Below are 13743 nucleotides of genomic sequence, written 5' to 3'. Positions count from 1 at the left end.
GGGCAGATCCAGACCCGTAGCTTTTGTCAGTATCCCAAGACACCTCCAGCAGATTTCAGGAATGCGTAGCAAATGACTCAGACTCTCAGCCAACTTGAACACAGCGAAGCTTTTATCGGCCGCCATATCGGTCCGTCTTCTCAGCAGCAGCAACAGATGCTGGAAACGGTCGGTGCGGATTCCTTAAATGCGCTGATCCAGCAGATCGTTCCGGTCGATATCCAGTTACCCGGCCCGCCGGCTGTCGGCGATGCCGTGACTGAACATCAGGCGCTGGCTGAGCTGAAAGCTATTGCCAGCCAGAACCAACGTTATAAATCCTACATTGGTATGGGTTACAGCGCGGTGCTGACGCCGCCGGTTATCCTGCGCAACATGCTGGAGAACCCGGGCTGGTATACCGCTTATACGCCGTATCAGCCGGAAGTGTCCCAGGGGCGTCTTGAGGCGTTGCTGAATTTCCAGCAACTGACGTTAGATCTGACCGGTCTGGATCTGGCTTCTGCTTCCTTGCTCGATGAAGCGACTGCCGCCGCCGAAGCGATGGCGCTGGCAAAACGCGCCAGCAAACTGAAAGACGCTAACCGCTTCTTCGTGGCTGACGATGTGCATCCGCAAACGCTGGATGTCGTACGTACCCGTGCGGAAACATTCGGTTTTGACATTATTGTCGATAAAGCCGAAAAAGTGCTTGAGCTGGAAGGTGTATTTGGCGTGCTGTTACAGCAGGTGGGCACCACCGGCGAAGTACATGATTACACCGCGCTGCTGGGCGAACTGAAATCCCGCAAAATTATCACCACCGTAGCGGCTGATATTATGGCGCTGGTGCTGCTGGCTGCACCGGGCAGGCAGGGCGCGGACGTGGTCTTCGGTTCGGCGCAACGCTTTGGTGTGCCGATGGGTTACGGCGGCCCGCACGCGGCCTTCTTCGCCTGTGTAGATGAATTCAAACGCTCCATGCCGGGCCGTATCATCGGGGTTTCCCGTGATGCTGCGGGCAAAACCGCACTGCGTATGGCGATGCAGACCCGCGAGCAACATATCCGCCGCGAAAAAGCTAACTCTAACATTTGTACCTCGCAGGTTTTACTGGCGAACATTGCCAGCCTGTATGCGGTATTCCACGGTCCTGAAGGCCTGAAACGCATTGCGTCACGCATTCACCGTCTGACCGATATTTTGGCCGCAGGCCTGAAACAGGGCGGCCTGACGCTGCGTCATAACACCTGGTTCGATACGCTGACCGTTGAAGTCAAAGATAAAGCAGCGGTGCTGGAACGCGCGCTGAGCTTCGGCCTGAACCTGCGTACTGATATCCACGGCGCGGTGGGTATCACGCTCGACGAAGCGACCTCCCGCGAAGATGTTCAGATTCTGTTTGCTGCCCTGCTGGGGGACGACAACGGTCTGGATATCGACAAGCTGGATAAAGCGGCATCGACTGACAGCAACGCCATTCCTGCCGCCATGCTGCGTGCGGATCCGATCCTGACGCATCCGGTATTCAACCAGTACCACAGCGAAACCGAGATGATGCGTTATATGCACCGTCTGGAGAAAAAGGATCTGGCGCTGAATCAGGCGATGATCCCGCTGGGTTCCTGCACCATGAAACTCAATGCGGCGGCAGAAATGATCCCTATCACCTGGCCGGAATTCGCTGAACTGCATCCGTTCTGCCCGACTGAACAGGCTGCCGGTTATCAGCAAATGATTGGTCAGCTGTCACAGTGGCTGGTTCAGCTCACCGGCTATGATGCGGTATGTATGCAACCCAACTCCGGTGCGCAGGGTGAATACGCGGGTCTGCTGGCGATTCGCCGCTACCACGAAAGCCGCAATGAAAGCAGTCGTCACATCTGTCTGATCCCAAGTTCAGCGCACGGCACTAATCCGGCATCTGCACAGATGGCGAGCATGAGCGTAGTGGTGGTTGCCTGCGATAAACAGGGCAACATCGATCTCAGCGATCTGCGTGAGAAAGCGGCGAAAGCCGGCGATGAGCTGTCTTGCATCATGGTGACTTACCCGTCAACGCACGGCGTTTACGAAGAAACCATCCGCGAAGTTTGCCAGATTGTTCACCAGTACGGCGGTCAGGTTTACCTTGACGGTGCGAACATGAACGCACAGGTTGGCATCACTACGCCGGGTTATATTGGCGCGGATGTCTCGCACCTCAACCTGCATAAAACCTTCTGTATTCCGCACGGCGGCGGCGGTCCTGGCATGGGCCCGATTGGTGTGAAAGCGCATCTGGCGCCATTCGTTCCGGGTCACAGCGTAGTGCAGATTGACGGTGTGCTGACGCAAAACGGTGCGGTGTCTGCGGCTCCGTTCGGCAGTGCTTCCATCCTGCCTATCAGCTGGATGTACATCCGCATGATGGGCGCGGAAGGCCTGAAACAAGCCAGTCAGGTCGCTATCCTGAACGCCAACTACATCGCGACCCGTCTGAAAGAGGCGTATCCGGTGCTGTATACCGGCCGTGACGGTCGTGTGGCACACGAATGCATTCTGGATATCCGTCCGCTGAAAGAAACCACCGGTATCAGTGAAATGGATATCGCCAAACGCCTGATCGACTACGGATTCCATGCCCCGACCATGTCCTTCCCGGTTGCCGGTACGCTGATGGTTGAACCAACAGAATCAGAAAGCAAAGTGGAACTGGATCGCTTTATCGATGCACTGCTGGCAATTCGCAGTGAAATCGACCGTGTGGCGAAAGGTGAATGGCCGCTGGAAGACAACCCGCTGGTGAATGCACCGCACGTGCAGAATGAGCTGGTCAGTGACTGGAACCACCCGTACAGCCGTGAAGTTGCGGTATTCCCGGCCGGTTATGATAATAAGTACTGGCCAACCGTGAAGCGTCTGGATGATGTCTACGGCGACAGAAACCTGTTCTGTTCGTGTGTCCCGATGTCAGATTACGAGTAAGACTCCGTTCCGCTCCTCGCTGAGAAGGGTGAGGCGTTAAAAACTCGATCGGCTCCTCCCCTGCGAAGGGGAGGAGCTAAGCTAAACTCCCCTTTCTTTCAGTTTCTCCTACACTTTCTTCATTTTCCCAATGGAGTCACTCATGAAAATCGCTCTCGTCACCGGTGCCAGCCGTGGCATTGGCCGGGCAACGGCTCTTCTGCTGGCACAGCAGGGTTACGCCGTCGGTGTGAATTACGTCAATAACGACACCGCAGCGCACTCCGTCATCGATGAAATCCAGCAGGCCGGTGGCAAAGCTATTGCACTCAAAGCTGATATCGCCGATGAAGCGCAGGTTGTGGCGATGTTCAAACAGCTGAGTGCCGAACTCGGCCCAATCACCGCGCTGGTGAACAACGCCGGGATTTTATTCCGGCAGACCACCCTTGAAAATCTCTCCGCTGAACGCATCAACAAAGTGCTGTCTACTAACGTGACCGGCTATTTCCTGTGCTGCCGCGAGGCGGTGAAAACCATGTCGCACCGTCATGGCGGAAAGGGCGGGGCGATTGTGAATGTGTCCTCGGCGGCTTCCCGGCTGGGCGCGCCGGGCGAATATGTGGATTACGCGGCATCGAAAGGCGCAGTGGATACACTGACCACCGGTCTGGCGCTGGAAGTGGCGGCGTACGGTATTCGTGTTAACTGTGTGCGTCCTGGTCTGATCTACACCGAAATGCACGCCAGCGGCGGTGAGCCGGGGCGCGTCGATCGCGTGAAAGCCAATCTGCCGATGCAGCGCGGTGGCCAGCCGGAAGAAGTCGCACAGGCGATTTCCTGGCTGCTGTCGGATTCTGCTTCCTACGTCACCGGCAGCTTTCTCGAGCTGGCGGGCGGAAGGTAAAACACATTTCTGCTCCCTCCTAAGCGCCTGCGGGCGCTTTTTTATGTCCAACCGGTCAATTCCACACAAACGGTCATTAACGGGCATTCAAAGGCCCGAGGAATTGTGACCGTTTGCAGATCTGTTGCTGTTCTGTTGCAACGCAAATAACGATTTAATGCCGTTCCCGCCACAGATCCAAACTTTAACATTTCATTTCTTCTCATCTTTTCGTGACAAATATCACAGGTCGACGGTGGCAGAAAATGCGCACGGTCGCCTTTGAGGCACTGCGCATTCTGCAAACATCCGGCTGCGTATCCTATTTGACATCGGGAAAGAGGAATCAACACATGCTGCCAGTAGAGCGACATCGATATATCACCGAAATTCTCAGCCAGCGCGGACGCATTCTGGTGCAGGAAGTGGCCCAGTTATGCCGTATCTCTCTGGAGACCGCGCGGCGTGACCTGGCGTTGCTGGAAAAGCACGGCGTGTTATTACGCAGCCATGGCGGCGCGGTGTACAGAGAACATTCGACGGCGGAAAAAACCTACGTGCCGTCGCAGATTGAACAGGGTGAGTCCTTTCGTGATCGCAGTAATCAGTCACCTGACAGTAAAACGCGTATCGCCAAACGGGCATTGCAACTGATTAATCCCGGCGATTGCTTGCTGCTCGACAGCAGTTCCAGCAGTTGGTTTTTGGCGCGCCAGATGCCTGATATCCAACTGGTGGTACTGACCAACTCGGTGCACATCATTCAGACGCTGGCGGTGAAAGCTAACGTACGCGTGATCGGGCTGGGGGGAGAATACTCGGCGAAATATGAAGATTTCGTCGGTGTGCTGGCCGAACAAATGCTGAAAGAGTTCGTCATCAACAAACTGTTTTTCTCCTGTCACGGGATCAGCCACGAAGGCGGCATCCGTGAAAGCAATGAACATCATGCGCGGCTGAAACAGCAAATGCTGCTTTCCTCCGAGCATAAAATTTTGCTGGCTGACTCCAGCAAATTCGGCCGCCGCTCCTTTGCGCGGATCTGCCACTACCGGGAAATCGACACACTGATAACAGACCATCTGGAGGATGAAGAATTCCGCCAGGAACTGGCCTGGAGCAACGTTAACGTGATTGAAGTTTCTCCGTCACCCCTACAGAAAAAAACTAAAAACAGCCGCAACGATCCGTTAGCTGCGGCAAATAACTGACCTCCCAGGAGAGTAAACATGATCAAGAAATCCGTTCTTGCCTGCCTGTTCGCCACAGCCATGTTGTCCCTGTCTGCGCATGCCGCCGACAAAATTCGTATGGGCGTGGTGGTGAAAGTCGGCGGTAACGCCTGGTTCAACGCAATGGAAGCCGGGATCAAAAGCGAAGCGGCCAAACGTGGTATCGACGCGTGGCAGGTCGGGCCGACCAGTGCGGATCCGGCATTGCAGGTGCGTGCGATTGAAGATCTGATCGCCCAGAAAGTGGATGTGATCGGTGTGGTACCCAACGACGCCCGCGTGCTGGAGCCGGTACTGAAACGTGCGCGTGACGCCGGGATCAAAGTCATCGTGCATGAATCACCGGATCAAAAATATGCCGACTGGGATTTCGAAATGGTCGATGCAACACAGCACGGTATTAATCACATGATTGCTCTGGCGCAGTGCATGAAAGAAAAAGGCGATTACGCGGTGTATGTCGGCAGTCTGACCGTGCCGCTCCATCAGAAATGGGCCGATGCGGCCATTAATTACCAGAAAGCACATTATCCGGATATGCATCTGGTGGGTGACAAATTTGGTGTCGGTGAGTCTCTTGATGACAGCATCCGTACCACCAACGACCTGATGTCTAAAGACGCCAACCTGAAAGGTATTCTGGCGATTGGTTCACAGGGACCGATTGGCGCAGGCCGCGCGGTACTTAATCGTGGCAAAACTGACGACGTCTGTGTGTTCGGGCCGTTCAGCCCGGGGCAGGGTGCCAGCCTGGTGAAAGCCGGAGCCATCAAAGGCGGCTTTATCTGGAACCCGATGATCGCGGGTGAAGTCTTTGTGCGCATCGCCGAGAAGCTGGAAAAAGGCGAAAAAATCACTGACGGCATGACCATTGAAGGCATGGGCAAAGTGAAAGTGGACGAGGCAACGCACACCATTCTGGGCAATGAAACCGAAAGCCTGGATAAAGCGAACCTGCCAAAACTGGTCAAAATGGGGCTGTAATCATGGCAATCTCCGAGATCATTCAAACAGACAACACGCCGCTGATTGATGTGCAAAATCTGTCGGTAACGTTTGGCGGACAGCGTGCGCTTAATGACATTTCCCTGCGGCTGATGCAGGGCGAAGTTCACTGCCTGGCGGGCACAAATGGCTGCGGGAAAAGTACGTTGATCAAAGTGATCTCGGGGGTTTACCAGCCGGATAACGGTTGCCTGATCACGCTCAGTTCGCCGTCTGAGGGTAGCCAGAGTTTCAGCAAGTTGTCTCCGGATCAGGCGCGGCAGTTTGGCGTACAGGTGATTTATCAGGATCTGTCGCTGTTTCCGAATCTCAGCGTGTTCGAAAATATTGCTTTCGACCACAACTTACAGGGGCTGATGGGCTGGTACCGCCCGTCACGCCTGCGGGAAACGGCCCGGCGTATTCTGACCGAGTTGAATTATTCGCTCGATCTCGACAGTAAAGTCTCGTCGCTGCCAATTGCCCAGCGTCAGCAGGTGGCGATTTGCCGTGCGCTGGTGGCGGATGCGCGTTTAGTGATTATGGATGAGCCGACCGCCTCGCTGACCCGTACAGAAGTTAATCAGCTGTTGCGTACCGTGCATTATCTGAAAAGCAAAGGGATCAGCGTGGTGTTCGTCAGCCATCGTCTCGATGAAGTGCTGGAGATTTCCGACAGCGTGACGGTTATCCGTGACGGCAAAAAAGTCGGCACTTTCCCGGCGTCTGAGGTCAGCAGCGAACGCCTGACCGAACTGATGACCGGCCTGAAACTCGATTACCGCCTGAAAGCCGCCAACATGAATGACGAGCGCATCATGCTGGAAACCGACAAACTCAGCCGCGCAGGCCAGTATCACAATGTCAGTTTCAAACTGCACGCCGGTGAAGTGCTCGGTTTATGCGGCCTGCTCGGCAGCGGCCGCACCGAACTGGCGCTCAGCCTGTTTGGCATGACCAAACCGGACAGCGGCAAAATCTATCTCGACAGCAAACCGGTACGTTTTCGCAGTCACGAAGACGCGATCAAATCGGGCGTCGGTTACGTGTCGGAAGATCGCCTGACGCTCGGCCTGATCCAGCAACAGTCGGTCGGGGACAACACCGTGCTGGCGATCATGGATCAGCTGCGCAGCCGTTTTCACCTGATCGACGAATACCGCAAAAACAAAATCATCCAGCAGTGGATCGAGAAACTCGGCGTCAAAGTGGCGAACCCCGATCAGGCGATCTCCACGCTTTCCGGCGGCAATCAGCAAAAAATCGTGCTCGCGAAATGGGTGCTGACACAGCCGAAAATCCTGATCCTCGATTCACCCACTGTCGGCGTCGATGTCGGTGCCAAAGCCAGCATTTATCAGCTGATCCATCAGCTGGCAGAAGAGGGTATTTCCATTCTGCTGATTTCCGACGAGGTGCCGGAGGTCTATTTCAACTGCGACCGTGTGCTGCATTTCTCTGAAGGCACGGTAATCGGAGAATATCTGCCGGGTACGATTACCCAGCAACAACTTGCGGAGGCGGTCAATGCTTAAGCTCAGCCGGTTACGTCCGTCCGGCAACGAAGGCTATTTAGCCTGGGTGCTGCTGGCGGTTATTGTCACTTTTTCCTTACTGACCCCTCAGTTTCTGACGTTACAGAACCTGCTGGATCTGACCGAAAGCTACGCTGTCAGTGGTATTTTTGCCCTCGGTCTGTTTGTGGTACTGGTGACGGGCGGTATCGATATTTCGTTTGCCGCCGTCGCCTCCGTGGTGCAGTACGCCATCGCCACGCTGGCGATCCATTACGGTCTGAGCAACCCGGCCGGCAGCATTTTGCTGGCTATCGCCATCGGTACTGTGCTCGGGATGATCAACGCCATTCTGATCTACTGCCTGCGCATCGTGTCAATCATCGTCACCATCAGTATGCAGTCGCTGCTGTTCGGCATGCTGATGTGGCTGACCAACGGCACCAGTTTGTACGACCTGCCGGACTGGCTGACCACGCCGATCCGCGTGCTGCCGTTCAGCGTGGGTGAGCAGCATTATCAGATTGGGTTGCCCGTCGTGGTGATGCTGGCGGTTGCCGCACTGAGCTGGGTGCTGCTCAATAAAACCCATCTCGGACGCCAGTTGTTTGCCGTCGGTGGCGACCAGGAATCGGCGCGCCGTATTGGCATCCGTGTCGGTTTACTGCATTTGTTTGCCTATGGCTATCTCGGCGCCATGGCGGCGATTGGCGGGCTGGTGCAGGTCTATCGCGTCGGTGAAGTGGTACCGAATGCGCTGGTCGGCGGCGAGCTGGATGTGCTGGCGGCGGCGGTGCTCGGGGGTGCCAGTCTTAACGGCGGCAAAGGCAGCGTGGTCGGCACATTGATGGGCGTGTTCCTGATCGGCGTGCTGAAAAACGGCCTCAACCTGATTGGTGTTTCCAGTTACTTCATGAACATCGTCATCGGCGTGGTGATCGTCGCAGCCATCACCGTCACCCATTATAAGAAACGCAAAGAAACCGAAGTCGGCTTCGCCTGAGGAAAACCGCTATGTTCGCAAAAAGCAGAAATGTGAGTCTTAAAGCGAAGCCCGATGCGCGGCCTCGTCTGAAAATGGCTGCCATAAAAATCGATAACACCACGCTCGGATTATCGCTGTTATTGCTGGTGGTGATCATCGGCTTCAGCCTGGCGATGCCGGGGCGATTCTTCAGTGACGCCACCTTTATGAGTGTCGCCTTCCAGCTTCCGGAACTCGGCTTACTGACGCTGGCGATGTTTATCCCGATCCTCAGCGGCGGCCTGAACCTGTGCATTATTGCCACTGCTAACCTGACCAGTTTACTGATGGCGTGGGTGTTTCTGACCTGGCTGCCGCCTGATGCCAGTATGGCCATGCAGGCGGTCTGGCTGACCGTGGCGCTGGTTGGCGCGATGATTCTGGCGCTGGTGATTGGCATGCTGACCGGTGCGCTGGTGGCATATGTCGGTGCGCATCCGATTCTGGTGACGCTGGCGACCATGACCATGGTCAATGGTGTCGGTATCTATCTTTCACGCGGTGCGGCGATCAGTGGTATGCCGGATATCGTGCGCTTTATCGGGGCGGAAACCCTGCTCGGTGTGCCCGTTCCGCTGATTATTTTCCTGCTGACGGCGGTGTTAATCGCGGTGTTTTTAGAACGCACCCGTCTCGGCAAATACATCTACATGAGTGGCAGCAACATCAACGCCACTCATTTCAGCGGCGTGAATACGCACCGTGTGCTGATCGCCATCTATGTCATTTCCAGCATGTTATGTGTGATTGCCGGGCTGATTATGATGGCGCGTTTTAACTCGGCGCGCATGGGCTACGGCGATTCATACCTGCTGCTGACGGTGCTCGCCATTATTCTCGGCGGCACGGATCCGAACGGTGGTTTCGGTAAAGTGGCGGGCGTCGTGCTTTCGCTGATTGTCCTGCAGGTGATTTCCACCGGCCTGAACCTGATGAATGTCAGCCCGCATTTCAGCCTGGCGATGTGGGGCGCGGTATTGATTGTGGTGCTGGCGCTGAAATTCTTCCGCAGCCGTTATCTGCAAAAAAGGGCGGGGCGAATGAGCGCTGCCAAAGCGCGGGCGGCTCAACCTTAACGACTCTTTTTACATTGCCTCTGACTTAGGAAAACACCATGGAATACAAAATTTCTCCGTCGCTGATGTGCATGAGCCTGATCGACATTAAACAACAGCTTGAGGTGCTGAACCGCCGCGCTGACATGTTGCATATCGACATCATGGACGGTCATTACGTTAAAAACATTACGCTGTCGCCGTTCTTTATTGAGCAAATCCGTCCGCATACGCCGCTGATTCTGGACGTGCATATGATGATAGAAAATCCGGCTGACTTTATCGAACCCATCGCCAAAGCCGGTGCCGATTTTATCTGTCCGCACGCCGAAACCATTAACCGCGACGCATTCCGCATCATCAGTCAGATCCGCTCGCTGGGTAAAAAAGTGGGTGTAGTACTCAACCCGGCGACGCCGGTGGAGTACATCCAGCACTACATTCATCTGCTGGATAAAATTACCGTGATGACCGTGGATCCGGGTTATGCCGGTCAGCCGTTCATCCCTGAAATGCTCGGGAAGATCGCGCAGCTGCGGGATCTCAAACAGCAAAAAGGCTACCGCTATCTGATCGAAATTGACGGCTCCTGCAACCTGCGAACCTATCAGGATCTGATGGGCGCAGGCGCGGAAGTGCTGATCGTCGGCAGTTCCGGCCTGTTCACGCTGGACAGCGATCTGGATGTTGCCTGGGACAAAATGCTCGATCAGATGCGTCAGGCGCGTCACGCAGCCTGAGGGCAGGAGAGCCGTATGCCGCATTTTCTTGGAGTTGATGTCGGGGGAACGAATACCCGTTTAATGCTGATGGACAGCCAGCAAAATTTTCGCGGCTACCACAAAACGCCGACCCAAAGCTGGGCGGGGCAGTCCGATCCGTTACAGGGGCTGGAAAGGCTGATCACAGCGTATTTGCAGGCGCAGGATCCGCACCACCAGGTGGCACAGGTAATGCTCGGGCTGCCGGGCGTATTGTCCCGCGACCGGCAAACTGTGTTGTCGCTGCCGTTCATTTCGGCGCTGGATAATCAGCCGGTGGCGACGCTGCTCTCGGAAAGGTTACATTTGCCGGTGGCGATGGACAAAGACGTTAACCATCTGATGTGGTGGGATTTAACGCAACACAACACACTGCCGGATGTTGCCGTCGGTCTGTATCTTGGCACTGGGCTTGGCAACAGTTTGTGGATCAACGGTGATTTTTATCACGGCGCACACGGCGGCGCAGGCGAACTGGGGCACATTCCTCTGGCAGAGAATTCACTAGACTGCCCGTGCGGTAAAACCGGCTGCGTTGAGACACTGACCTCCGGCAACTGGCTGACAGGCTGGGCGCAGCAACACGCGCCACAAACGCCGTTCGCCGAACTGTTTGTGCGCCATGCCGGGCATGTGGATTTAACCGAATTTGTGGCACGGCTGGCACGCACGGTGGCCAGCGAAATGAACATTCTTGATCCCGAATATTTAGTGCTGGGTGGCGGTGTGCTGGCGATGAAAAAGTTTCCGCTGGCTGAACTGGAACAGCAATTACGCAGCCATTTACGCAGTCCGTTTCCGGCTAACGATCTCACCATTCATTTCAGCGCCGTCACCGATGAAACCGGTTGCCGTGGCGCGTGTTTAGCCGCACAGCGTGTTTTTCCGTCGCAGCCAGCTCTGGCCGCCGGTACATTATCCTTCAGGAGAGAGGCATGAACAAAGGCAAGGTATGCGTATTTGGTTCTTTCAACCTCGATATTGTCGCAGGCATGGCGCGTTTCCCGAAACCGGGAGAATCCCTGATCGCCCGCAACAGCATGATGGGCGCGGGCGGCAAGGGCGCGAACCAGGCCGTCGCCGCGCTGCGTGCCGGTGCGCGGGTACATTACATCGGTAAAGTCGGCCGCGATGATTTCGGCATGTTTGCCCGCCGCCACCTTGACGGTGCCGGTTTTGATGCCGTCACGTTATTTTCCACCAGCGAATGCCCGACCGGTAACGCACTGATTTATGTCGCCGGAGCCGATGCTGAGAACATGATTGCTGTCGATCCGGGTGCAAACCTGACGGTTACCGACGAGGAGGTTGAACAGTGCCGTCCGGCTGTCGCCGCCGCCGATATCCTGCTGACGCAGCTCGAAAACAACCTGTCTGCGATTGAAAAACTGATCGGTATCGCCAGGGATAACGGCACCTACATTATCCTCAATCCTGCGCCGTTTCAGCCGGTGTCTGACCATCTGCTGTCACAGGTGGATTTACTCACGCCGAATGCCACGGAATGTACGCTGCTGACGGGGATAGACGTACATGATCTTCCTTCCGCCGGCCGCGCTGCCCAGGCGCTGCACGATAAAGGGATCCGGGCGCTGATCATCACCTTAGGCACGCAGGGCGCGCTGCTTTCTGTCAACGGCGAAACGCAGATTATCCGGGCCTGCCCGGCGACCCCGGTCGATACCACCGGTGCAGGCGACGCCTTCAACGGTGCGCTGGCCTCACAACTCGCCGCCGGCGCCACACTCCCCGACGCCGCGCAATTCGCCTCCGCTTACGCCTCTGTTTGCGTGGAAAGGGCGGGTGCGGCGGCATCAATGCCGACATATGAAGAAGCGCGTGAGCGGATGGGGGTTGTGGTGGTTTGAAGCAGGGTTGCCTTTTGCCCCTGCGAAGGTTGCGAGTTTTTCTTGCTCCTCCCCTTCGCAGGGGAGGGAGCCGGACTGCGTTATTCCTGCGAGACATCTTCCAGATTTCAGAGTAACTCCCTGTAAATCCATCCAGCCCGTTTCATTCAGAAAATATCAGGAATATAGTCGTTTCGCTGCGGAAGAACCGTAGTCAGAATTAGCGTTCTGGATCAGATTTACTCGATTGCACTGTGGCATAATGCCGCAGGTTTTGAGTCACCTGTAAATTATGGTGGTTCAGGCAGGGGCTTCTCAGAAGCGCCGGTTTTCGAGTCCGGTAACGCTAACTCTGTCTGAGCCACCACCCGAGGTTAGCGTCTCGTGTGGGGCAAAACATACTTTACTCGAGACTTTAAAATGACCGATTCAATTACCGAAACCAACCATCCCGACAATTCCCTCACCGTTTTCCGCGGCCTGATTGCTGATCTGGATCTGAGCGATTTCACCGATCCCCAGCTTTACGATCTGGGCGCTGTCGCGTCTGAATCCGCCGAAGGACTTTGCCACGGTTTGCTGTGCCTGAGTGAAGGGCTGGAGAATAGCGAACTGTTGCCGCCGGAAGGCGTATCGCAAGTGAGCGCGTATCTGAAAGCCTCGGCGCATCTGCTTCCGGCACTGTTTGAATTGTCAGAGAAGGCGGGGATTGCGCTGGTGAGAAATAAAACGCAGGTATAAAAACCCTCCCTCAGCAAACGCTGAGGGTTTATCTTTTGCTCCTTTCCCTCTCACGAGGGGAAGGCTGGGAGGCCGGGTGTGGGTTTCGTGCAAGTTTTAAGATAAATATAAAATATACTCCATGTGTATTTATGTGTTTTTTTGTATGATTGAAGCTAATTCGTTTGTATTTATAAGCTTCATTTTAATGTAAAAATGATTAATGCTTGCGTGGTTTTTATTTTAATATGTGGTAATGAGGGACCAAACTCCCATTGGGATGATCCTAAAGACCAGACATGGATAAGAGCAGGGATTGATTATGCAAAAAGAACGGGTTTTTAGGAAAAGGTATATTTTTATCGTGTTGGTTATAGTTTTTTTTGGATATTTAATTAAGGTGGTATCAGATTTTTCACCTTATGAACAAACGATTATACGAAAGGAAAGTATAGGCGAGTTTACTACCCTTTATGTGACTGAAGGTAGTGCGGGAGCAACGACCCAAAATACGTATAAATATTATCTTTATCCATCTCTAAAAACAGAGAAAGAGTTTCTGGCGGATGTCAGAGATTATCCTTCTGTTCTTTTTACTTCAGATTCAAATGTCCAAATGCAATTGAAGGGCAGATATCTCTATTTTACAGTTAAAGGAACTATTTATAGTTTTACCAACCAATCTGATTCTGTCTTTATATACCTCAACTCAGCCCCATTTTAGTGGGGTTGTATCCGCATGTTACCGTTCAATCTGACACCCGACCTCTATTTGTTCAGTAACATTGCTCATAT

Annotated in this window: 12 protein-coding genes; all 12 read left to right on the top strand. The window is 54.6% G+C overall.

The features are described 5' to 3' along the window. The first annotated feature begins 72 nt into the window (after positions 1-72). The 12 genes from gcvP to ETV65_RS11560 all read left to right on the top strand — a co-directional run bounded on the left by gcvP (position 73) and on the right by ETV65_RS11560 (position 13672). Positions 73-2946, top strand: a complete 2874-nt coding sequence (gene gcvP, locus ETV65_RS11615) for an aminomethyl-transferring glycine dehydrogenase (protein ID WP_129953004.1) — start codon at positions 73-75, stop codon at positions 2944-2946. A 142-nt stretch (positions 2947-3088) separates the two neighbouring features. After that, on the top strand, positions 3089-3832 hold the full coding sequence (locus ETV65_RS11610) for an SDR family oxidoreductase (RefSeq protein WP_129953003.1): 744 nt from the start codon (positions 3089-3091) through the stop codon (positions 3830-3832). A 332-nt stretch (positions 3833-4164) separates the two neighbouring features. Then, positions 4165-5022, top strand: coding sequence for a DeoR/GlpR family DNA-binding transcription regulator (locus ETV65_RS11605; RefSeq protein ID WP_129953002.1), 858 nt, complete (start codon positions 4165-4167; stop codon positions 5020-5022). A 21-nt stretch (positions 5023-5043) separates the two neighbouring features. Continuing rightward, positions 5044-6027: a substrate-binding domain-containing protein gene (locus ETV65_RS11600; RefSeq protein ID WP_129953319.1), complete on the top strand. Its 984-nt coding sequence runs from the start codon at positions 5044-5046 to the stop codon at positions 6025-6027. Between the two features lie 2 nt (positions 6028-6029). Next, positions 6030-7562: a sugar ABC transporter ATP-binding protein gene (locus ETV65_RS11595; RefSeq protein WP_129953001.1), complete on the top strand. Its 1533-nt coding sequence runs from the start codon at positions 6030-6032 to the stop codon at positions 7560-7562. Next, entirely contained in the window at positions 7555-8544 is a 990-nt protein-coding gene (locus ETV65_RS11590; protein WP_129953000.1) for an ABC transporter permease, read from the top strand. Before ETV65_RS11595 ends, ETV65_RS11590 begins: the two co-directional genes overlap by 8 nt. Positions 8545-8555: 11 nt before the next feature. Then, positions 8556-9641, top strand: coding sequence for an ABC transporter permease (locus ETV65_RS11585; protein WP_129952999.1), 1086 nt, complete (start codon positions 8556-8558; stop codon positions 9639-9641). A gap of 38 nt (positions 9642-9679) precedes the next feature. Then, a complete protein-coding gene (alsE, locus tag ETV65_RS11580) occupies positions 9680-10360 on the top strand; it encodes a D-allulose 6-phosphate 3-epimerase (RefSeq protein WP_129952998.1) in 681 nt (226 codons plus the stop codon). A 15-nt stretch (positions 10361-10375) separates the two neighbouring features. After that, entirely contained in the window at positions 10376-11320 is a 945-nt protein-coding gene (gene alsK, locus ETV65_RS11575; RefSeq protein ID WP_129952997.1) for an allose kinase, read from the top strand. Further along, entirely contained in the window at positions 11317-12249 is a 933-nt protein-coding gene (gene rbsK, locus ETV65_RS11570; RefSeq protein ID WP_129952996.1) for a ribokinase, read from the top strand. The genes alsK and rbsK overlap by 4 nt, the downstream gene beginning before the upstream one ends. Before the next feature lie 399 nt (positions 12250-12648). After that, the gene (locus ETV65_RS11565; RefSeq protein WP_129952995.1) at positions 12649-12969 is read left to right on the top strand and encodes a hypothetical protein; all 321 of its coding nucleotides are present in this window, start codon (positions 12649-12651) and stop codon (positions 12967-12969) included. Positions 12970-13270: 301 nt separating this feature from the next. Further along, complete coding sequence (locus tag ETV65_RS11560; RefSeq protein WP_129952994.1) at positions 13271-13672, top strand: hypothetical protein; 402 nt, start codon at positions 13271-13273, stop codon at positions 13670-13672. The last annotated feature ends 71 nt before the right edge of the window (positions 13673-13743 follow it).

The sequence above is a fragment of the Rahnella sp. RFA10(1/100) genome (genome assembly GCF_004195115.1).
Taxonomy (GTDB): Bacteria; Pseudomonadota; Gammaproteobacteria; order Enterobacterales; family Enterobacteriaceae; genus Rahnella; species Rahnella perminowiae.
Note: the sequence above shows the minus strand (reverse complement) of the source record. Positions and strands in the feature narration are given on the sequence as shown.